Annotated in this window: 19 protein-coding genes; 15 read left to right on the plus strand and 4 right to left on the minus strand. The window is 58.0% G+C overall.

What is annotated here, in order from left to right; genetic code table 11:
- Positions 1–14: 14 nt before the first annotated feature.
- The 5 genes from fni to crtB are packed head-to-tail and all read left to right on the plus strand — an operon-like array spanning position 15 to position 5,904.
- Complete coding sequence (fni, locus tag ACW44H_RS15665; RefSeq protein ID WP_457505465.1) at positions 15–1,058, plus strand: type 2 isopentenyl-diphosphate Delta-isomerase; 1,044 nt, start codon at positions 15–17, stop codon at positions 1,056–1,058.
- Positions 1,055–2,332: a glycosyltransferase gene (locus tag ACW44H_RS15670; protein WP_457505467.1), complete on the plus strand. Its 1,278-nt coding sequence runs from the start codon at positions 1,055–1,057 to the stop codon at positions 2,330–2,332. The genes fni and ACW44H_RS15670 overlap by 4 nt, the downstream gene beginning before the upstream one ends.
- Entirely contained in the window at positions 2,329–3,507 is a 1,179-nt protein-coding gene (crtY, locus tag ACW44H_RS15675; RefSeq protein WP_457505468.1) for a lycopene beta-cyclase CrtY, read from the plus strand. The genes ACW44H_RS15670 and crtY overlap by 4 nt, the downstream gene beginning before the upstream one ends.
- Positions 3,497–4,981 (plus strand): phytoene desaturase, encoded by a 1,485-nt coding sequence (locus ACW44H_RS15680; RefSeq protein WP_457505470.1) that lies wholly within the window; start codon positions 3,497–3,499, stop codon positions 4,979–4,981. Before crtY ends, ACW44H_RS15680 begins: the two co-directional genes overlap by 11 nt.
- Positions 4,978–5,904 carry a 15-cis-phytoene synthase CrtB gene (gene crtB / locus ACW44H_RS15685; RefSeq protein ID WP_457505472.1) on the plus strand — a complete coding sequence of 309 codons (927 nt, stop codon included), beginning with the start codon at positions 4,978–4,980 and terminating at the stop codon, positions 5,902–5,904. The genes ACW44H_RS15680 and crtB overlap by 4 nt, the downstream gene beginning before the upstream one ends.
- Here crtB and ACW44H_RS15690 read toward each other — a convergent pair.
- A complete protein-coding gene (locus tag ACW44H_RS15690) occupies positions 5,843–6,373 on the minus strand; it encodes a sterol desaturase family protein (RefSeq protein WP_457505474.1) in 531 nt (176 codons plus the stop codon). The genes crtB and ACW44H_RS15690 overlap by 62 nt on opposite strands.
- A 56-nt stretch (positions 6,374–6,429) precedes the next feature.
- Positions 6,430–6,882, minus strand: a complete 453-nt coding sequence (tadA, locus tag ACW44H_RS15695) for a tRNA adenosine(34) deaminase TadA (protein WP_457505475.1) — start codon at positions 6,880–6,882, stop codon at positions 6,430–6,432.
- 113 nt (positions 6,883–6,995) lie between these two features.
- On the opposite strand from tadA, the gene ACW44H_RS15700 reads away from it, so the two are divergent.
- Positions 6,996–7,814, plus strand: coding sequence for an acyl-CoA thioesterase (locus ACW44H_RS15700; RefSeq protein WP_457505476.1), 819 nt, complete (start codon positions 6,996–6,998; stop codon positions 7,812–7,814).
- 94 nt (positions 7,815–7,908) lie between these two features.
- Here ACW44H_RS15700 and ACW44H_RS15705 read toward each other — a convergent pair whose 3' ends face one another.
- On the minus strand, positions 7,909–9,180 hold the full coding sequence (locus ACW44H_RS15705) for a malic enzyme-like NAD(P)-binding protein (RefSeq protein ID WP_457505477.1): 1,272 nt from the start codon (positions 9,178–9,180) through the stop codon (positions 7,909–7,911).
- Positions 9,181–9,506: 326 nt separating this feature from the next.
- The gene (gene rpmE, locus ACW44H_RS15710; protein ID WP_113269230.1) at positions 9,507–9,722 is read right to left on the minus strand and encodes a 50S ribosomal protein L31; all 216 of its coding nucleotides are present in this window, start codon (positions 9,720–9,722) and stop codon (positions 9,507–9,509) included.
- Positions 9,723–9,882: 160 nt separating this feature from the next.
- Between rpmE and ACW44H_RS15715 the strand changes: the two genes are divergently transcribed.
- The 9 genes from ACW44H_RS15715 to ubiB all read left to right on the plus strand — a co-directional run bounded on the left by ACW44H_RS15715 (position 9,883) and on the right by ubiB (position 20,397).
- Complete coding sequence (locus tag ACW44H_RS15715) at positions 9,883–12,129, plus strand: primosomal protein N' (RefSeq protein WP_457505478.1); 2,247 nt, start codon at positions 9,883–9,885, stop codon at positions 12,127–12,129.
- Between the two features lie 124 nt (positions 12,130–12,253).
- Complete coding sequence (gene argS, locus ACW44H_RS15720) at positions 12,254–13,939, plus strand: arginine--tRNA ligase (RefSeq protein WP_457505479.1); 1,686 nt, start codon at positions 12,254–12,256, stop codon at positions 13,937–13,939.
- Positions 13,940–13,942: 3 nt separating this feature from the next.
- Positions 13,943–14,674: an SPOR domain-containing protein gene (locus ACW44H_RS15725; protein WP_457505480.1), complete on the plus strand. Its 732-nt coding sequence runs from the start codon at positions 13,943–13,945 to the stop codon at positions 14,672–14,674.
- A 137-nt stretch (positions 14,675–14,811) separates the two neighbouring features.
- Positions 14,812–15,345: an ATP-dependent protease subunit HslV gene (hslV, locus tag ACW44H_RS15730; RefSeq protein WP_113268993.1), complete on the plus strand. Its 534-nt coding sequence runs from the start codon at positions 14,812–14,814 to the stop codon at positions 15,343–15,345.
- Positions 15,346–15,396: 51 nt separating this feature from the next.
- Complete coding sequence (gene hslU / locus ACW44H_RS15735; RefSeq protein WP_113268992.1) at positions 15,397–16,719, plus strand: ATP-dependent protease ATPase subunit HslU; 1,323 nt, start codon at positions 15,397–15,399, stop codon at positions 16,717–16,719.
- Positions 16,720–16,800: 81 nt separating this feature from the next.
- A complete protein-coding gene (locus ACW44H_RS15740; RefSeq protein ID WP_457505482.1) occupies positions 16,801–17,184 on the plus strand; it encodes a gamma-butyrobetaine hydroxylase-like domain-containing protein in 384 nt (127 codons plus the stop codon).
- A 150-nt stretch (positions 17,185–17,334) separates the two neighbouring features.
- The gene (ubiE, locus tag ACW44H_RS15745) at positions 17,335–18,090 is read left to right on the plus strand and encodes a bifunctional demethylmenaquinone methyltransferase/2-methoxy-6-polyprenyl-1,4-benzoquinol methylase UbiE (protein ID WP_113268990.1); all 756 of its coding nucleotides are present in this window, start codon (positions 17,335–17,337) and stop codon (positions 18,088–18,090) included.
- Between the two features lie 31 nt (positions 18,091–18,121).
- A complete protein-coding gene (locus ACW44H_RS15750) occupies positions 18,122–18,778 on the plus strand; it encodes a ubiquinone biosynthesis accessory factor UbiJ (RefSeq protein ID WP_457505483.1) in 657 nt (218 codons plus the stop codon).
- Positions 18,775–20,397 carry a ubiquinone biosynthesis regulatory protein kinase UbiB gene (ubiB, locus tag ACW44H_RS15755; protein ID WP_457505485.1) on the plus strand — a complete coding sequence of 541 codons (1,623 nt, stop codon included), beginning with the start codon at positions 18,775–18,777 and terminating at the stop codon, positions 20,395–20,397. Before ACW44H_RS15750 ends, ubiB begins: the two co-directional genes overlap by 4 nt.
- Positions 20,398–20,404 lie beyond the last annotated feature (7 nt).

Genomic DNA, 20,404 nt, shown 5'->3' on the forward strand with positions numbered 1-20,404 from the left:
ATCAAGGAGTGGCAATGAAGGAGACAGAGCTGACCCAGCGCAAGAACGACCATCTGGATATTGTGCTCAACCCATCGCTGGCGGGACACACGACCCGCACGGGGTTCGAACACTGGCGCTTTGAACACTGTGCCCTGCCGGAACTTGACCTGGACAGCATCGACCTTGGCACGTCGCTCTTCGGGCGGACGATGCAGGCGCCGCTTTTAATCAGTTCGATGACCGGTGGTGCCAGCCGCTCCAACGACATCAATCGTTTTCTGGCCGAAGCGGCACAAACCCTGGGGCTTGCCATGGGCGTTGGTTCCCAGCGGGTCGCACTTGATAGCGACGCCAACTGGGGATTGACGCGTGAGCTGCGCACCCTCGCCCCGGATATCCCGCTACTCGCCAATCTAGGGGCGGCGCAGCTTACCGGCCAGCACGGCAGCGATTACGCTAGACGGGCAGTAGAGATGATTGAGGCGGACGCGCTGATCGTGCACCTGAACCCGCTGCAGGAAGCCCTGCAAACCGGCGGTGATCGCGACTGGCGCGGCATTTTAGCGGCCATTGAGCGCGTCACGGCGTCACTCGGCGCCCCGGTGGTGGTCAAGGAAGTAGGTGCGGGGCTCTCCGCCACGGTTGCCCGCCAACTCCATGAAGCGGGAGTAGCCATGCTGGACATTGCCGGCGCTGGCGGCACCAGTTGGGCCGCCGTTGAAGGGGAGCGCGCCAGCACGGCGCAAAAGCGCGCGGTTGCCATGGCCTTCGCCAACTGGGGCATTTCTACCGCGCAAGCGCTGTGCGAGGTACGCAAAGCAATGCCCACAATGCCGCTGATCGCCTCGGGCGGTATCACCAACGGCATTGATGCGGCCAAGGCGCTGTGCCTGGGCGCGGACCTGGTGGGCCAGGCAGCGGCGGCCCTGCATAGTGCGACAACTTCGCTTGACGCCGTCATCGACCATTTCCAGATCATCATTGAGCAGCTGCGGGTCGCCTGTTTCTGCACCGGCAGCGCAGATCTGATCGCTCTGCGACACGCAGTGCTGCTGCGCGTTGCGGGGCAGGCATGAGCCACTATGCGGTCATCGCGCCGCCGCTTTACAGTCATGTCAAGGCGCTTCAGGCCCTTGCGATCCAACTGATCGAGCGTGGCCACCAGATTACCTTCGTACAGCAGTTTGAAGCCCGCCCCCTGCTTGACGATCCGCGTATCGGCTTTTATCCGCTGGGTGAAACGCGCCTTGCCCCGGGCAGCCTGGTCAACACTCTGGCACTTGCTGCCCGTCCCTCTGGCCTGGGACTTTTCCGGCTGATTGACGATCTGGCCGCCACTACCGACATGCTTTGCCATGAGCTGCCTGCCGCTATTGAGACGCTCGGGGTCGACGGGGTGATTGTGGATCAGATGGAGGCCGCTGGGGGGCTTGTGGCCGATGCGCTGGGCCTGCCTTACGTGTCGGTTGCCTGCGCTCTGCCGGTTAACCGCGAGCCGGGCCTGCCGCTACCGGTCATGCCGTTTGCCTACGCGACCAGCACCCAAGCCCAGCATCGCTATGAGACCAGCGAAAAAATCTACGACTGGCTGATGCGCCGCCATGCCCGGGTTATCGCCCACCACGCCCAGCGCTTAGGACTAACGCCGCGTCATTCGCTGCATGAATGCCTGTCCACACTTGCCCAAATCAGCCAAACGCCGCCTTCGCTGGACTTCCCGCGTGCGGCGTTACCTGCCTGTTTTCATGCAGTGGGTCCTCTGCGCGATGAAAGGCCCGCTGATCACGCAGAAACGAAGATGGCCTTGCCATCCACGCCGTTTGTATTTGCCTCGCTGGGCACACTGCAGGGTCATCGCTACGCGCTGTTTCGTAAGATCGCGAAGGCCTGCCAGCGTGTAGAAATGCCGCTTTTGATCGCCCACTGCGGCGGCTTGAATGCCACCCAGGTGGCCAGGCTTGAGCGCTACGGCACCACATACGTAACCGACTTCGCCGATCAGCGCACGGCGCTTTCCAAAGCCAGCGCCGTGATTACCCATGGCGGCCTGAACACCGTTGTCGATGCCGTCCAAAGTGCAACCCCGATGCTTGCCATACCACTGGCCTTCGACCAGCCCGGCGTGGCTGCACGCATTGTCCACCATGGCATCGGACAGAGCGCCACACGGTTTGCTAGCAGCGCGATCCTTGCCAGGCGATTAAGCGATTTGCTCAATAACGATAGCTATCGGCTTCGCCTAAGCACCATGCCCCCCGCGCTCATGCAGGCGGGCGGCGCAGCCAAGGCCGCCCAAATTGCCGAGCAGGCGCTCAGCGAATGCCGCCCCGTATTGGCGGAGGCTGCATGATCAACACAAGATGGGATCTTATTTTGGTTGGCGCGGGGCTTGCCAACGGCCTGATTGCCTGGCGCCTGCGCCAGTGTCAGCCCGCGCTTAACGTACTGCTGATCGAGGCAGGCCCCACGCCCGGCGGCAACCATACCTGGTCCTTTCACCATGGCGACATCAGCGCCGCTCAGCACGCCTGGCTCGATCCGCTGGTGGCCCACCGCTGGGCGGATTACGACGTTTTCTTTCCTGAACGGACTCGCACCGTGGCTGGTGGCTACACAAGCGTCACCTCCGAGCGCTTTGCCGAGGTCATCAGCCGAGCGCTTGGCGATCATCTTGTGACGCAGACGCCAATCAGCCGGCTAACCCCTACTTCGGTGGCTCTCGAAGACGGCCGCATCCTTGAAGCCGGGGCCGTCATCGATGGCCGAGGCTACCAGCCAAGCCCGCATCTTACGGTTGGGCTTCAGGCGTTTCTCGGCCAGCAGTGGCAGCTTAAGCACCCCCACGGGCTTACCCGTCCGCGGCTGATGGACGCCACCGTGGACCAACAAGGCGGCTACCGGTTTGTCTATACCCTGCCGCTGTCGGCCACGTCGCTGCTAATTGAGGATACGCATTATATTGACCGCGCCACGCTCGATCACGATCGGGCACGGCTGAACATTGCTTACTATGCTAAAGCGCAAGACTGGGCGCTGGGCACGCTGCAGCGCGAGGAGCAGGGCAACCTGCCGATCACCCTGACGGGCAACCACGAGGCATTCTGGCAGGCGGCCCAGGGTCAGCCACAAAGCGGCCTACGCGGCGGCCTGTTTCACCCCACGACCGGCTATTCGCTTCCGCTGGCAGTGTCGCTTGCCGATATGATCGCCGCGCAATCCTATTTTACGCCGGAATCGCTGTATCGCCTTATTCGCGGTTACGCGGCGCAGTGCTGGCGGCGGCAGCGCTTTTTTCGCATGCTCAACCGCATGCTGTTTCTGGCCGGCCCTGATGATAAGCGCTGGCAGGTGATGCAGCGCTTTTACGGTCTGAACGACGGTCTGATTGCGCGCTTCTATGCCGGCCGGCTGACCCTTGCCGATCAGGCGCGAATATTGACGGGCAAACCACCGGTACCGGTGCGCGAGGCCTTACAGGCCGTTCTCAAACAAACCCCTCGGCTGCGAGCCTTTCATGATGAGTAAAGCAATCGTAATTGGGTCAGGCTTTGGCGGCTTGGCACTGGCCATACGTCTACAGGCAGCGGGCATTCCCACCCTGATTCTTGAGCAGCGCGACAAGCCCGGCGGGCGCGCCTATGTTTATCAGGATCAGGGTTTCACCTTTGATGCTGGCCCCACGGTGATCACCGACCCCAGCGCCATCGAGGAGCTGTTTACCCTGGCAGACAAGCGTCTGGCCGACTATGTCGAACTGATGCCGGTCACGCCCTTTTACCGGCTGTGCTGGGAGTCGGGCAAGGTATTTGATTACGACAACGACCAGGCCCACCTTGAGGAGCAGATCGGCCAGTTTAACCCTTCGGATGTTGAGGGCTACCGGCGCTTTTTAAGCTATTCCCAGGCGGTGTTCAAGGAGGGCTACCTGAAGCTTGGTACCGTGCCGTTTCTGTCGTTTCGCGATATGGTGCGCGCAGGACCGCAGCTGGCGCGGCTGCAGGCCTGGCGCAGCGTTTATAGCATGGTCGCCAAGTTCATCGAAGACGACCATCTGCGCCAGGCGTTCTCGTTTCACTCGCTGTTGGTGGGTGGCAACCCGTTTGCTACCTCTTCCATTTACACGCTGATTCACGCGCTTGAGCGCGAATGGGGCGTATGGTTTCCGCGCGGCGGCACCGGCGCGCTGGTACAGGGCATGGTGAAGCTCTTCCAAGACATGGGCGGCGAGATTGAGCTCAATGCCGAGGTTACGCGGATTGAAGCCGACGGCAACACCCTGCAGGCGGTACAGCTTGCCGACGGCCGACGCATTGAAGCGAGCGCCGTGGCGTCCAACGCCGACGTGGTGCATACCTATGAAAAGCTGCTTGGTCACCACCCGGTGGGGGCGGCGCGCAGTACGTCGCTCAAGCGCAAGCGCATGAGCAACTCGCTGTTCGTGCTCTATTTCGGCCTCAACCACCATCACGAGCAGTTGGCCCACCACACCGTCTGCTTCGGGCCGCGCTACAAGGAGCTGATTGACGATATCTTCAACAGCGACGCCCTGGCCGAGGATTTCTCGCTCTACTTGCACGCCCCGTGCGTTACCGACCCATCATTGGCGCCGCCCGGCTGCGGCAGCTACTACGTACTCGCCCCCGTGCCGCATCTGGGCACCGCTGACCTTGACTGGGAAGTGGAAGGCCCCCGCCTGCGCGAGCGCATCTTTGATTACCTGGAGCAGCACTATATGCCCGGGCTTCGCGAACAGCTGGTAACGCATCGGATGTTCACGCCGTTTGATTTCCGCGACCAGTTGGGTGCACATCAGGGATCGGCGTTTTCCATCGAACCTATCTTGACCCAGAGTGCCTGGTTCCGGCCCCATAACCGCGACAGCCGCATTGCCAATCTCTATCTCGTTGGCGCCGGCACCCACCCCGGCGCAGGCGTCCCGGGCGTTATCGGCTCGGCCAAGGCAACGGCGGGGTTGATGGTGGAGCAGTTGGCCCCATGAACCAGCCCCTGCTTGACCACGCCACCCGCACTATGGCCGTCGGCTCCAAGAGCTTTGACACGGCGGCCAAGCTATTTGATGCCGATACCCGGCGCAGCGCGCTGATGCTCTACGCTTGGTGCCGCCACTGCGACGATGTGATCGACGACCAGACGCTGGGCTTCAATATCGGTACCGCAAGCGCTACCAACGCGCAGGAGCGCCTGGCAAGCCTTGAAGCACAGACCCGCCAGGCCTACGCGGGCGAGCCCATGGAAGCGCCCGCCTTTGCCGCGTTTCAGGAAGTCGCCCTTAAGCACGGCATTCCGCCCAGGCGCGCTTTCGAGCACTTGGAAGGCTTTGCCATGGACGTGCGTGATGAGCACTACACAACCTTTGAGGATACGCTGCGCTACTGTTATCACGTGGCAGGCGTGGTGGGCCTGATGATGGCCCAGGTAATGGGCGTGCGTGATGAAAAGGTGCTGGATCGCGCCTGCGATCTGGGCCTGGCGTTTCAGCTCACTAATATTGCCCGAGACATTGTCGAAGACGCCCACGCCGGGCGCTGCTACCTGCCGTCAAACTGGCTGGCGGAAGAAGCACTGACGATGAAAACCCTAAACGACCCCACCTGCCGCCCCCAGGTGGCACGGCTTGCCGAACGCCTGGTTAGCGAAGCCGAACCCTACTACGCTTCCGCCAAGGGCGGGCTTTGCGGGCTGACGCTACGCTCGGCTTGGGCGATTGCCACAGCGCATGGGGTCTACCGCAGGATTGGCTTAAAGGTACGGCGCGCCGGAGCGCACGCCTGGGACAAACGACAGAGCACTAGCAAACAGGAGAAACTGGCGCTGTTGATCAAGGGCAGCGCACTGGCGCTCAGCTCTCGCGTGACGACACCGGCGCCGCGTCCGTCGGGGCTTTGGCAGCGGCCTGCTTAGCCTTCGGCTGGCGGCTTTTTAGCGTCGCCTCAAGCTTTTCCACCGGTGGCGAGTATAGAAAGCCGAACGACACGCAATCCTCGCGGCTCTTGACCGCGTGGTGCAGCCTATGGGCTTTATAGAGGCGTTTCAAGTAGCCGCGCCTGGGGATATAGCGAAACGGCCAGCGCTTGTGTACCAACCCATCGTGAACGATAAAGTAGATCGCGCCATAGGCGGTCATGCCCGCGCCGATCCACTGCAGCGGCCACACACCGGCGGTGCCCAGCGCGATCAGGCCGATGGCGAAAAGCGCAAACACCACGGCATACAGATCGTTCAGCTCGAACCAGCCGGTGCGCGGCCGGTGGTGAGAGCGGTGCCAGCCCCATCCCCAGCCATGCATGATGTACTTGTGGGCCAGCGTCGCGAAAAGCTCCATACCAGCCACCGTCAGCAGGACGATTAAGATATTCCACACTACGAGCATATAGTCTCCACGCCACACCAAGTGACCGCCTGAACCTCAGGCTGTTACCAATAATCCTAGCGCCTTGCAGCAAAAAACGCTTTCAACAATTTTCTGGATTCAGGCCCCAGCACGCCTGCGCTAATCTCGACCTGATGGTTAAACCACGGCTGTGCCAATAGGTTAGCTTTAGATTCGACCATGCCGGCTCGGGGTTCGGCGGCACCGTATACCAGACGGCTAAGGCGTGCATGTATCATTGCCCCTGCACACATCATGCAGGGCTCCAAGGTAACAAACAGCGTGCAACCCTCAAGCCGATAGTTACCCTGATGCTTACCTGCTGCGCGTAGGGCACGAATTTCCGCATGACCGCTAGGATCGCAACTGGCAACCGGCGCATTACATCCAGCCCCAATGATCTCCCCTTGCGCATCGACGATAACCGCCCCCACGGGCACCTCGCCAGCGTCAGCGGCCAAGTGTGCCTGGTCTAGCGCACGGTGCATGTAAAATTCATCGCTGCGCATAAACGTAAACTCCGCTAAGGTAGCTAAACGATCGTATGAAAGGGTTGCCCGCCGCTGTGGTAGCCCGCTTTCACCGACAGCATTCTATCAAGACAGTCGCAAGGATACCGAGAATGACAGACGCGCTGAACAAGCTGGTAAACTTACTGGAGTTAGAAACATTGGAGGAAACTCTATTTCGTGGCCAAAGCCAGGATCTAGGCTTTCCTCAGCTCTATGGAGGCCAAGTACTTGGTCAAGCGCTAGCCGCTGCCGCCCGCACTGTGCCTGACGAGCGGCGCCCACATTCTCAACATGGCTACTTCCTGCGTCCCGGCGACCCGCACCGCCCTGTTGTCTACCAAGTAGATACGATTCGGGATGGGGGCAGTTTCACCACTCGACGCGTTACTGCCATCCAAAAAGGCCGGCCGATCTTTTTCTGCAGCGCTTCCTTTCAAAACGAAGAAGAGGGCTTTAGTCATCAGCGCGCCATGCCGAATGTGCCCACGCCCGAAATGCTTATAGAGAGCGGCGACGCCAAACATGATCGCTTTCCCGGACATCCGATTGAGTTTCTGCACCTCGCTGGCAATCCTGACAATGGCACACCGGCGGGGCAATGCTTATGGTTTCGTCTTTCAGGCACACTGCCAGACGACCCGGCACTGCATCGACACCTGCTCTCTTACGCCTCTGATTTCAATCTACTCACCACTAGCCTGATTCCCCATGGCATCGAATACCGCGATCCCAAACTGCGCATCGCGAGCCTTGATCATGCCCTTTGGTTGCATCAGGACACGCGCTTAGACGACTGGCTGCTGTATGTTATCGACTCACCCTGGGCAGGCGGCGCTCGCAGCCTAGCGCGGGGGCATATTTACAGCCGCGATGGTCGCTTAGTCGCTTCCACCGCTCAAGAAGGGCTAACGCGCTACTCTCAGGACTAGCCTACCAATCACTAAAACAAATACGCCCGCAAGAAGCGGGCATAATTCAGCGGGCATAGTTCAGCGGACATAAGTCAGCGAACTAGCTAAGACCTTAGCTGCCGTAAACGTCGTTGATTGACTCTAGCGGATAGTGCGCCGGAAACGGTTTGCGCGCCACACCAGAGTCGACAGCCGCTTGCGCAACCGCCGAGGACACCCGCGCCAACAGGCGGATATCCACTGGTGTTGGGATAATATACTCGCGACCAAAGCTCATCTCGGTGCGCTCGTAGGCGTTCAATACTTCTTGCGGCACCGGCTCGCGGGCCAGGTCTTTCAGCGCATGCACAGCGGCCAGCTTCATCTCTTCATTAATACGGGTGGCCCGAACATCCAACGCCCCACGAAAGATAAACGGGAAGCCCAACACATTGTTTACCTGATTGGGGAAATCCGAACGACCAGTCGCCATAATCACGTCCGGACGGGCCTCACGGGCAACATCTGGGTGAATCTCCGGGTCGGGGTTGGTACACGCAAAAATCACCGGATCAGGCGCCATTTTCTTAACCTGGTCAGCGGAAAGCAGCCCTGGGCCTGATAAGCCGATAAAGACATCAGCAGCGTCGATTGCGTCATCTAGCGTGCGCATGTCGGTATCACGGGCAAACTCGGCTTTATATTCGTTAATGCCTTCGCGATCCGTATGAATAACGCCACGGCGGTCGAGCATCACCAAGTTCTCTTTTTTCGCACCGCAAGAAATCAGTAGTCGCATACAGGCAATCGCCGCCGCCCCTGCGCCCATACACACAATCTTTACGTTCTCGATCGACTTACCAGCAATTTCCAGTGCATTCAGCATACCCGCGGCGGTCACAATCGCAGTACCGTGCTGGTCATCATGAAAGACCGGGATGCTGCAGCGCTCAATCAGCGCCTTTTCAATTTCAAAGCATTCTGGTGCTTTGATATCTTCAAGGTTAATACCACCCCAGGTGTCGGCAATACGCGCGACGGTATCAATAAACGCCTGAGGGCTCTCCGCATCGACTTCTATGTCTACCGAGTTGATGCCTGCAAAGCACTTAAACAACACCCCTTTGCCTTCCATTACCGGCTTACTGGCCAGCGGACCCAAATTCCCCAGTCCAAGAATAGCGCTACCGTCAGAAATAACCGCTACCAAATTACCCTTACCGGTGTAGCGATAAGCATTTTCCGCTTCGCGGGCGATTTCACGCACTGGCTCAGCCACGCCTGGGCTATACGCCAGCGCCAAATCCCGTGCGGTTGCGGTAGGTTTGGTCAACTCCACCGACAACTTACCGGGAATCGGTTTCGCGTGATAATCCAAAGCTGCCTGCTTATTTGCATCCGTCATGGTCAGAGTCCAGTTAACATAAAGTAGATAAGTTATTTCAGAATATAGAAAAAAACCAAGTGCCTCAAGCGCGTCGTCAACTTAGAACAAAACGCTCGTTTAACTGAGTTTTACCTTCATATTCGCTACAATTGGGTGTTATTTGCTGTAACTTATGCACGCGCCGCTTATCTATAACGCTTTGCTTATTCACCTATCACAGTAATTATGAAAAATTTTTCCATAAAATCCATGTAAGTAGCTTATCAGAAAATAAAAAACCCACGCCGTGGCGTGGGTTTTATACAAGCACAGACTGTGCTCGCGGTAGGGCTATCCGATGTGGATTAGCCGCGCTTAACAGCAGCGCCGAAACGCTTATTGAAGCGTTCTACACGGCCACCAGTGGTCGCTTGCTTCTGCTTACCTGTGTAGAACGGGTGGCAGTTGGAGCACACATCCAGAGAGAAGTCCTGATCTGACGTAGAACCGACCTGGAAATTAGCGCCGCAAGAACAAGTAGCGGTGACTGTGTTGTAATTCGGGTGGATACCTTGTTTCATCTCGAGCCTCACGAAGCTGTATGCCGCCACCTGATCTCGTGCCAGGCACCGCATACGGGTTTGGAAAAAACTACTAACCGGTTAGCCGCTCTGTCGTTAAGATAAGTCGTTAAGACTGAGAGCGGTCGCATATTCTAGCAAAACTAACGCCGGAGGCCAATTGACTGACTCTTTTTCTTCGCGGGCGCCATCACAAACGCAGGCTCTCGTGCTTAAAGTAGCGCTGCCCTCACCGCTGCGACGCCTGTTCGACTACTTGCCGTCTAACGCGACACCCGCCTGCGGTTGGCAGCCGGGGCTAAGGGTGCGAGTACCGTTTGGGCGGCGCGATGTGGTCGGCGTCGTGGTGGAGATCGCCGACCACAGCGCCCTAGCGCGCAGCCAGCTGCGCGCGGTCAGTGAAACGCTGGATGACGCCCCGCTGCCGGAAGATTGGCTGTGGCTATGCCGCTTTGCCGCCCGCTACTACCAGCATAGCCTGGGCGACACCCTTCACCATGCCATGCCCGCACGGCTACGCCAGGGGCATCCTATGGCAGGCCGCACACAAACACTTTGGCTCTCGCAGGGTGAAGATGCAGAGGAAAATCTCAGCCGAGCACCCAAACAAGCAGAGCTGTATGCACTTTTGCGCCAACATCCTCACGGGCTACCCAGCCGTGCCATTAGCGCCCATGGCTTTACCCGCGACCAGCTATTAGCGCTGGAAAAAAAAGGCTTAGCCACCCATCATGAACATATTCTCACTGCTCCCACGCCGCCAAGTGGCAACTTACTCGCGGCCCCGGCGCTGCCGCTAAACCGTGAACAGGCGACAGCGCTGGCAGCGTTGCATGAAAAGCTTGAGGACTATCACCCTTGCTTATTGGAAGGCGTTACCGGCAGTGGTAAAACGGAAGTCTACCTTCAACTAATTGAAGCCGTCGCCGCCAAGGGCAAGCAGTCGCTAGTGCTGGTGCCGGAAATTGGCTTAACCCCACAGACGCTGGCCCGCTTTAGAAGCCGTTTTCGCGTGCCCGTCGTGGCCCTGCATTCAGGACTCACCGACCCAGAACGGCTCGATGTATGGGAGGCCGCCGCCAGTGGCCGGGCGCTGATTATTATCGGCACGCGCTCGGCAATTTTTACACCGCTGGCAAACCCCGGTGCGATTATCGTCGATGAAGAACATGACGGTTCATACAAACAGCACGATGGCTTGCGTTACCACGCCCGCGATCTAGCGGTCGCACGCGCTCACTACCATAAGATTCCGTTGCTGATGGGCAGTGCCACGCCTTCGCTTGAGAGCCTGCATCAAGCACATTCAGGCACCTACCGACACCTGCGCCTGACGCAACGCCCCAGTCGCCACCCACCGGCTAAGTTAGAACTGATCGACCTGCGCCACCAACGACGTCAGGGCGGCTTGCTACCTGGCGCCATTAAAGCGATTAAAAGCACCTTGAGCGCTGGCAAGCAGGTACTGATTTTTATCAACCGGCGCGGCTTTGCCCCGACGCTTGCCTGCCACGCCTGCGGCTGGATGGCCGAGTGCGGACAGTGCGATGCACGAATGACACTGCATCGTCAGCCCGCGCTGCTAGCCTGCCACCACTGCGATAGTCGCCGCGCCCTGCCGGACGCCTGCCCCGAGTGCAGCAGCGGCGACCTGCGCGCCTTGGGTAGCGGTACTGAACGCACGGAAGAGACGTTACAGACGCTGTTTCCAAAGACAACCATTCACCGTATTGACCGTGACAGCACTCGGCGCAAGGATAGCTTCGAGCAAGTGTTAAAAGAGATTCAGCGCGGTGAGCCCTGCGTATTAGTCGGCACCCAGATGCTCGCCAAGGGCCACCACCTGCCCCACGTTACCTTGGTGGTGGTAGTCAATGCCGACGGAGGGCTGTATGCCGCCGACTTCCGCGCACTAGAGCACAGCGCGCAACTGCTTGAACAAGTGGCAGGCCGTGCGGGTCGTGCCGCCCACCCAGGCCGGGTGCTGGTACAGACACTGCACCCAGACGACCCCCATTTAGGTCAGCTTGCTGAACATGGTTATGGGGCGCTCGCGCGCAATATGCTGGAAGAACGGCGCATTGCCCAGTTGCCTCCGTTCTGCTTTATGGCACTGTTACGCATCGAGAGCCCCAAAGAGGATGCCGCCTTAGCCATCGCGCAGCAGGCCGCCCAAGCCTTGCGCCAGTGGCTGAAAGAGTCTGGCGTAGCGACCCGATGCCTGGGGCCGGTACCTGCACCGATGGAAAGACGCCAGAATCGCTATCATTTACATGTCATGCTATCGGCCCATAAACGTAGCCAACTTCATCTCGCTGTTAGCTGGCTGGTGCAATGGCTGGAAGTAAATCGCGAGGCGCGCAAGGTGCGCTGGTCGGTAGATATTGATCCGCAAACGCTCTCCTGATATCGGCATACCATCACATGGCTTTGAAACTGCGGCTCAATTGCTGATAATAGCCGCTTTACCGACGCACCTGTAATAGGTTCGCGTAAGCACACGCCGCCACCGACGACACCCGGATACCTAAATGAAAGATACGATAGTTTCTCTGCTCGAAGGCGCGGTTACCGCGCTCAAGCACCAAGGCGTGCTGCCGAACGACCTTCAACCTGTGATCAAAGTCGACCCGACCAAAGACAAAGCCCACGGTGATTACGCCACCAACTTAGCGCTTATGCTGGCCAAACCGGCTGGTAAAAATCCACGTGAGTTGGCTAATTCGCTGGTCGCCGCGCTCCCTGAAAGCGACGCTATCCAAAAAACCGAGATTGCGGGCCCCGGCTTTATCAACTTTTTCGCCGCCGCCGATGCCGCCGCACAAATCGTTGCGCAAGTGCTCGACTGTGGCGACACCTTTGGCCGTAGCCTAATCGGCAAAGGTGAGAAAGTGCAGGTAGAGTTTGTGTCCGCCAACCCCACGGGGCCACTGCACGTAGGTCATGGTCGTGGCGCGGCGATTGGTGATTGCCTATGCCGCCTGCTCGAAGCCACCGGTTACGACGTTACCCGCGAGTTCTATTACAACGATGCCGGCGCCCAGATCGCCAACCTGGCGCGTTCTGTACAAGCGCGAGTAAAAGGCTTGGGGCCTGATGACGCTAGCTGGCCTGAGGACGGCTATCGTGGGGAATATATTAGCGATGTCGCCACTGACTACTTGGCGGGTAAAACGGTTAGCGCTGATGACCGCGTGGTCACCGCCAAAGCCGATCCAGACGACCTGGACGCTATTCAAGAATTTGCGGTGGCGTGGCTACGCCGCGAGCAGGATCTGGATCTAAAAGCCTTCGGCGTTGAGTTCGACGTTTATTTCCTTGAATCGTCACTGTACGAAGACGGCAAGGTAGACGCCACCGTTGAGAAGCTGGTAAGCGCAGGCCACACTTATGAAGATGACGGTGCCATGTGGCTGCGCACCACCGACTTCGGTGATGACAAAGACCGGGTGATGCGTAAACGTGATGGCGGCTATACCTACTTCCTGCCTGATGTGGCCTATCACCTGGATAAGTGGCAGCGCGGCTTCAAAACCGTGATCAACGAACAAGGTGCCGATCACCACTCTACCGTCACCCGCGTTCGCGCCGGTCTACAGGCATTGGAAGTCGGTATTCCTAAAGGCTGGCCCGACTACGTGCTCCACCAGATGGTCATGGTTACCCGCTCAGGTGTCGAGGTAAAACTCTCCAAGCGAGCCGGTAGCTATGTCACCGTTCGAGACTTGATCGACGAAGTAGGCCGCGATGCTACGCGTTTCTTCCTCGCCGCTCGCCGCGCCGACTCCCAGCTCACCTTTGATATCGATCTGGCCCGTTCACAATCGAACGACAACCCGGTGTATTACATTCAGTACGCCCACGCCCGGGTATGCAGCATGCTGCGCAAAGCACAGGACGCCGGCCAGCCTTTCGATCACGCCCTGGCATTGGCCAACCTAGCGTTACTGGATAGCGATCAAGAGAAAGCAGTCATTAATCGTTTGGCGCGTTTCCCTGAAGTGGTAGAAACCGCCGCTAGAAATCGCGAACCACAGCAGGTTGCTCAGTACTTGCTTGACCTGTCTGGCGACTTCCACACCTGCTATAACGCTGTCAAAGTGATGGTTGACGACGACACCCTACGCAACACGCGGCTGGCGCTCGGCCTCGCCACTCGTCAAGTGCTGCGCAACGGGCTTGATTTAATGGGGGTTAGCGCCCCAGAGGAGATGTAGTCCATGGCTAGCCCGCGTAAAAAGCCCGCCCGCCGCGGGGCGACTTCGCAGCGCAAAGCGGCCCGCAGTTCAGGCGGCGGCTTTCGTCTGCCTGGCTGGCTCTGGGGCCTTGCTGGCATGGCGGCAGGCTTCTTTTTGGCTCAGCACCAGCACGGCACCGCTCCCTGGCAAGAACAAAGTGAAGCCCCTCAGGCTACAGTCTTACCCAAGCCCGCCGGTAGCGAGGAACGGGCTGCTGCACGTGAAACCGAAGAAGCCGCCGAGCCGTCAATGCCGACGTTTGAGTTTTATACGCTGCTACCGGAAACCGAGGTAATAGCCCCCGGCGTCACGCTGCCTTCCAGCGTTGTTCGCCCAGAGGCCAGCGAAGAGACAGCCGATAGCGATACGGCCTCTGGCGCTGCCAGCGATGACCCTATCGCTCAAGTGATTGCAGCCAATACCCGCCCGGAGGACCAGGTATCAACAGCCCATGAGAATGAAGCGGCCACCAATGCCCCAGGGCGCTATATGCTTCAGGCTGCTTCATTTCGCCAAGTAAGTGATGCGGAGCAGTTGCGTGGTCGGCTGCGTAATTTAAGTCTGCTGGCTGAAATCAGCGAGGTACAGGCGGATGGCAATACTTGGCACCGCGTCCAGGTGGGCCCCTACGAGGATACTCGCGAGTTGAATCGCGCCCAGGATCTAATGAACACTCAAGGTATTGAGCCACTGCTTATCCAACTGCAAAACTGATAATCCCCTCCCGATGTCCTGCGGGCGGTTGATTTTTTATCAGCCGCCCGCATTTTGTTGTGAATGCTTACACAACGGTCGCTCAATGAGTGATCCGCCAGTCATCGGGAGCGCGTCTCCCCCAAGGAGTTATCTCCATGACCACTATTGTTTCCGTTCGTCGTGGTAATCAGGTCGCCCTCGCCGGCGATGGTCAGGTATCGCTGGGCAATACCGTAATGAAGGGTAACGCCAGCAAAGTGCGTCGCCTCTACCGTGGCAAAGTGCTGGCCGGGTTTGCTGGTGGCACCGCGGATGCATTCACGCTGTTTGAACGCTTTGAAGCACAGCTGGAAAAATACCAAGGGCATCTAACCAAGGCAGCGGTCGAGCTCGCCAAAGACTGGCGCACCGACCGCGCCCTGCGCCGCCTGGAAGCACTGTTGGCCGTGGCCGACCACAGCGCGTCGTTGATCATTACCGGTAACGGTGACGTCGTTGAGCCCGAACGCGGCATTATCGCCATTGGTTCTGGCGGCAACTTCGCTCAGGCCAGCGCCCGGGCGCTATTAGAGAATACCGAGCTGTCAGCGCGTGACATCACCGAGAAGTCACTGGCCATTGCGGGTGATATCTGTGTGTTTACCAACCACCACGTGACGCTCGAAGAGCTGTCGATTGACGGTCGCTAATCCGTTTATGCGATCTCCAAACGTCGCTCAATACATACAAAGGTTACCTTTATGACTCAGATGACACCCCGCGAAATCGTTCACGCCCTGGATCAGTACATTATTGGCCAGCAGGATGCTAAACGCGCCGTCGCAATTGCCCTTCGTAACCGCTGGCGTCGCATGCAGCTCGATGACGACCTGCGCCCCGAAGTCACACCCAAGAATATTTTGATGATAGGCCCCACGGGTGTCGGCAAAACTGAAATTGCCCGCCGCCTTGCCAAGCTGGCCAAAGCACCGTTTATCAAAGTCGAAGCAACCAAATTTACCGAAGTCGGCTATGTGGGTCGCGATGTTGAGTCGATTATTCGCGACTTGATGGAAGCCGCGATCAAAATGGTGCGCGAACAGGCCAAAGAGGAAGTAAGCCACCGCGCTGCCGATGCTGCCGAAGACCGTGTGCTGGATGCGCTTCTTCCACCGCCGCGGGGCCAGGAAGATAAGCCGCGCGACGACAGCGGCACCCGCCAGACCTTCCGCAAGAAATTACGTGAAGGCCAACTGGATGATAAAGAGATCGATATCGAAATATCATCTCAGGGCCAGGGTATCGACATCATGACCCCGCCGGGCATGGAAGAGATGACCAGCCAGCTGCAGAGCATGTTCTCCAACATGGGCCAGCAGAAGCGTGAAAATCGTCGCGTCACGGTCAAAGAGGCGCTGGTACTGCTGCGCGATGAAGAAGCGGGCAAGCTGGTCAACGAGGAAGAGATCAAGGCCCGTGCGGTCTACTCGGTTGAACAACACGGCATCGTATTCTTGGATGAGATCGATAAAGTGGCCAAGGGCAGCGGTCAATCAAGCGGTGGCGAAGTCTCCCGCGAGGGCGTTCAGCGTGATCTGTTGCCACTAATTGAAGGCTCTACCGTTTCGACCAAATACGGCATGGTCAAAACCGACCACATTCTGTTTATCGCCTCGGGTGCCTTCCACCTGTCGCGCCCATCGGATCTAATTCCCGAGCTGCAGGGCCGCTTGCCGATTCGCGTGGAGCTTGATGCGCTTACGCCCAATGACTTTAAGCGCATTCTTACCGAGCCTTCTGCCTCGCTGACCAAGCAGTACCAAGCGCTGCTGGCCACCGAAGGGCTCGACGTTGAGTTCACCCCGGATGGTATCGAGCGTATTGCGCAGATCTCCTGGCAGGTCAACGAAGGTACCGAAAACATTGGTGCCCGCCGTTTGCACACGGTAATGGAACGGTTGTTAGAAGAAGCCTCCTTCAGAGGCGGCGACATGGAAAGTCCGCTATTGATTGATGGCGACTATGTCAATGCTCAGCTTGGCGAACTGGCGGTCGACGAAGACCTTTCGCGCTATATTTTGTAAGCGCTTTTATTCCTTCGTACCGTTTTAGCGGAGCGTAGGTGGTGATCAGCTACCTACGCCCTGCCATTTTAGAGGTTTATCATGACTTCCCCTACGCCCACCCGTGTTCATTACCATAAGCAGGCCCGCGAGCTAGAGCTTGGCTACGCCACTGGTGAAAGCTATCGGTTGCCGGTGGAATTTTTACGCGTCTACTCTCCCTCTGCGGAAGTGCGCGGTCACGGTGGCGACACCGCTGTCTTACAGGTAGGTAAAAAAGATGTCGGCCTGCAAAATATCACCCAGGCGGGCAACTATGCGCTGAAACTGCACTTTGACGATGGTCATAATAGCGGCCTGTTTAGCTGGAACTATCTGTATGATTTAGCGGTTAACCAAGAGGCCTATTGGAACAATTACTTGCATCGCTTGCAGGAGGCTGGTGCGTCGCGAGAGCCTGCCAGTATTCAATTCAAGCAACTGTAACCGCCTGCCTCAGCCCCTACGTAGACAAGCCGGGCAGACAAGCCAGGGCGGACAAGGCTACAATGATGCCAACCTTTTAATCGCGTCGGTCCCTACGTCCACGACCTAAGGCCGATTTGCTATCGCCTCGCATACGGGAGCTGTTGCCCAATGAGCCCCACTGAAAAACGCACCACCCACTTTGGTTTCCAAGAAGTACCGGTTGATGAAAAAGCCTCGCGTGTGGCCGATGTGTTCCACTCGGTTGCCGCCCGCTACGACGTGATGAACGACTTGATGTCTATGGGCATCCACCGTGTTTGGAAACGGTTAACCATTGAACGCGCAGGCGTGCGCCCCGGCCATCATGTGCTGGATATAGCTGGCGGCACAGGTGATTTGACACTCAAATTTTCCCGCCTGGTTGGCCCGCGGGGCAAGGTCGTGCTGGCCGACATTAACGCCTCCATGCTCAAAGTCGGTCGCGACAAGCTGATGGATAATGGCGTGGGCGGCAACGTAGAATATGTTCAGGCAAACGCCGAGTCCCTGCCGTTTCCCGATAATAGTTTCGACTGCATCACCATTGCGTTTGGTCTGCGCAATGTCACCGATAAAGATGCCGCGCTGCGCTCCATGGCCCGGGTGCTCAAGCCCGGCGGGCGCCTGTTAGTGCTGGAATTCTCAAAGCCCAACAATGCGCTGCTCTCCAAGGCTTACGACGAGTACTCTTTCCGCCTTCTGCCCAAAATGGGTGAACTGGTGGCTGGCGACGGCGAAAGCTACCGCTACCTGGCGGAGTCTATCCGCATGCACCCTGACCAGGAAACGCTCAAAAGCATGATGGAAGCGGCAGGGCTTGAGCGTGTTGAATACACCAACTTGACGGGCGGCATCGTTGCGCTGCACCGCGGCATTAAGCTATGAGGCTTCAGTCGCTACAGACCCAGAGGTCAGCATGCTGGTAACCCCGACCCTACTGTTGGCCGGTTGTGAACGCACGCTCAATGCCCTACTCGCCCGTGACCCGGCAGCGCCCTCACGGCTGGCGGCACTGGCGGGCAGTCGTTTATTGGTGCGCCTGGAACAGCCTCATCTTGAGTTGGTCATTCATTATCACCACACCGGTCTGGACCTAATGCGTGGCGAAGGCATTGATGAAACCGAGGTAGATGCAGTCGTCGAGCTCACCCCCGAAACGTTTTCAGAGTGGATCAGCGGCGCCTCCATTGAGCGGTTAATGTTTGACGGCAAACTGGCTGTGCGCGGGCGTATTCATCTGCTTGAAGCGACCCGCGACCTGCTTTTCGACTTGGATATAGACTGGGAAAACGAATTGGCCCGCTGGCTTGGTGATATGCCAGCCCACTCCTTGGCCGAAGGCCTACGTCGCGCCACGCGCTGGGGACTACGTGCCAAAGATGAGCTGATGCAGGATGTGTCAGAGTTCGTTTTTGAAGAGGCGCGCCTACTACCAGGGCGACAGCAACGCAATGTATTGCGCGAGCATCTGACCGAGCTAGAAGTAGCTACCGATCGCCTGGAAGCACGTTTTAACCGCTTGCAGCGCATCCTGGCGCAACAGCAAAACGCCACTCAGGAGCCACACGCATGAGCTTGCGTCTGTTGCGGATTAGCTGGGTCATCACTCGCCATCGGTTGGATACGCTGCTGCCGTTAGAGCGGCTGCCCTGGTGGCTCCGGACACTCCTGTGGTTTTCACCGCTACGCTTAGTGCCCATTGGCAAACGTACACGTGGCGAGCGCCTGCGCTTGGCCTTGGAAGCCTTGGGGCCAATTTTTATCAAGTTCGGTCAAATGCTTTCGACCCGTCGCGACCTGTTACCGGCGGATATTGCCGACGAACTAAAACGCCTGCAGGACCAAGTCCCCCCTTTTCCTGGCGATCAAGCCGCCGCCCGCGTTGAGAAAGCGCTGGAAACGCCCCTGACCGTAGCCTTTGCTGAGTTTGACCGAGTTCCGCTCGCCTCGGCCTCGATTGCTCAGGTGCACGCGGCAAGGCTGCACACCGGCGAAGATGTGGTAGTGAAAATTATTCGCCCCGGTATTGATCGTGTCATGCGTCAGGATATGGCGCTGATGTATCAAGTCGCCAAACTCTTCTCCAAAATTCCTGAAGCACGTCGTCTGCGCCCGGTGGAAGTCATTCGCGACTACGAAGCCACACTCTTTGACGAATTAGATCTCTACAAAGAAGCTGCTAACACCTCGCAACTTAAACGTAACTTCAAAGATTCACCGCTACTGTTCGTACCGACGATCTACTGGCCCTTCACGCGCCGCCACGTGATGGTTCAGGAGCGTATCCGCGGTATTCCAGTGGCCGATTTAGAGACGCTGATTGCCCGGGGCACCAACCTGAAAAAGCTTGCCGAGCGCGGCGTTGAGCTTTTCTTCACCCAGGTGTTTCGAGATAACTTCTTTCACGCAGACATGCACCCAGGCAATATCTTCGTCAACTGCGACAATCCCGAAGATCCGCAGTACATTGCCATCGATTGCGGCATTGTCGGTAGCCTGACGCGCGAAGATCAGGACTATTTGGCGCGCAATTTATTGGCATTTTTCCACCAGGACTATTACGAAGTAGCTGCACTGCATATTGAATCCGGCTGGGTGGGAGAAAATACCCGCGCCAACGAATTCGCAGCGGCCATTCGCACTGTTTGCGAGCCTATTTTAGAGAAGCCGCTGAAAGATATTTCTTTTGGCCAAGTGCTATTGGGGCTGTTTCAAACTGCGCGGCGCTTTAATATGGAAGTGCAGCCGCAATTAGTGCTATTGCAAAAAACATTGCTCAATATTGAAGGCTTGGGGCGGCAGCTCTACCCCGACCTAGACCTTTGGAGTACCGCAAAACCGTATTTAGAGCAATGGATGAAAGAGCGCGCTGGGGTCAGCGGTTTATGGGAATCACTGAAGCGTCAGGCACCGGAGCTTTCACATCAGCTACCCGAACTGCCCGTCTTAGCTCACCAAGCACTGAGCCGCATGGAACACGAGCATCGCCAACGCCATCAGCAGGTTGACGCCATCAGCGCCATGCGCGTTCAAATGGCGCGCCACAGCAAGCGCCTCTATCGCCTTCGCCTGGGCTTGATTCTGCTGGCGCTAGCACTGGCTTGGCAGCCCTTAAGCGGGTGGATTGAGCTTCAAGAGTGGCCGGTATTGGCCGCTGCCGCCATCGGTTTGCTGTTGCTGGTGTGGCAATAGCATTACG

This window comes from Vreelandella sulfidaeris Esulfide1, assembly GCF_054072535.1.

What these genes read in the sequence shown, in the direction of transcription:
- fni (WP_457505465.1), top strand. Translation starts at nt 15, where the DNA reads ATGAAGGAGACAGAGCTGACCCAGCGCAAGAACGACCATCTGGATATT.
- ACW44H_RS15670 (WP_457505467.1), top strand. Translation starts at nt 1,055, where the DNA reads ATGAGCCACTATGCGGTCATCGCGCCGCCGCTTTACAGTCATGTCAAG.
- crtY (WP_457505468.1), top strand. Translation starts at nt 2,329, where the DNA reads ATGATCAACACAAGATGGGATCTTATTTTGGTTGGCGCGGGGCTTGCC.
- ACW44H_RS15680 (WP_457505470.1), top strand. Translation starts at nt 3,497, where the DNA reads ATGATGAGTAAAGCAATCGTAATTGGGTCAGGCTTTGGCGGCTTGGCA.
- crtB (WP_457505472.1), top strand. Translation starts at nt 4,978, where the DNA reads ATGAACCAGCCCCTGCTTGACCACGCCACCCGCACTATGGCCGTCGGC.
- ACW44H_RS15690 (WP_457505474.1), bottom strand. Translation starts at nt 6,373, where the DNA reads ATGCTCGTAGTGTGGAATATCTTAATCGTCCTGCTGACGGTGGCTGGT.
- tadA (WP_457505475.1), bottom strand. Translation starts at nt 6,882, where the DNA reads ATGCGCAGCGATGAATTTTACATGCACCGTGCGCTAGACCAGGCACAC.
- ACW44H_RS15700 (WP_457505476.1), top strand. Translation starts at nt 6,996, where the DNA reads ATGACAGACGCGCTGAACAAGCTGGTAAACTTACTGGAGTTAGAAACA.
- ACW44H_RS15705 (WP_457505477.1), bottom strand. Translation starts at nt 9,180, where the DNA reads ATGACGGATGCAAATAAGCAGGCAGCTTTGGATTATCACGCGAAACCG.
- rpmE (WP_113269230.1), bottom strand. Translation starts at nt 9,722, where the DNA reads ATGAAACAAGGTATCCACCCGAATTACAACACAGTCACCGCTACTTGT.
- argS (WP_457505479.1), top strand. Translation starts at nt 12,254, where the DNA reads ATGAAAGATACGATAGTTTCTCTGCTCGAAGGCGCGGTTACCGCGCTC.
- ACW44H_RS15725 (WP_457505480.1), top strand. Translation starts at nt 13,943, where the DNA reads ATGGCTAGCCCGCGTAAAAAGCCCGCCCGCCGCGGGGCGACTTCGCAG.
- hslV (WP_113268993.1), top strand. Translation starts at nt 14,812, where the DNA reads ATGACCACTATTGTTTCCGTTCGTCGTGGTAATCAGGTCGCCCTCGCC.
- hslU (WP_113268992.1), top strand. Translation starts at nt 15,397, where the DNA reads ATGACTCAGATGACACCCCGCGAAATCGTTCACGCCCTGGATCAGTAC.
- ACW44H_RS15740 (WP_457505482.1), top strand. Translation starts at nt 16,801, where the DNA reads ATGACTTCCCCTACGCCCACCCGTGTTCATTACCATAAGCAGGCCCGC.
- ubiE (WP_113268990.1), top strand. Translation starts at nt 17,335, where the DNA reads ATGAGCCCCACTGAAAAACGCACCACCCACTTTGGTTTCCAAGAAGTA.
- ACW44H_RS15750 (WP_457505483.1), top strand. Translation starts at nt 18,122, where the DNA reads ATGCTGGTAACCCCGACCCTACTGTTGGCCGGTTGTGAACGCACGCTC.
- ubiB (WP_457505485.1), top strand. Translation starts at nt 18,775, where the DNA reads ATGAGCTTGCGTCTGTTGCGGATTAGCTGGGTCATCACTCGCCATCGG.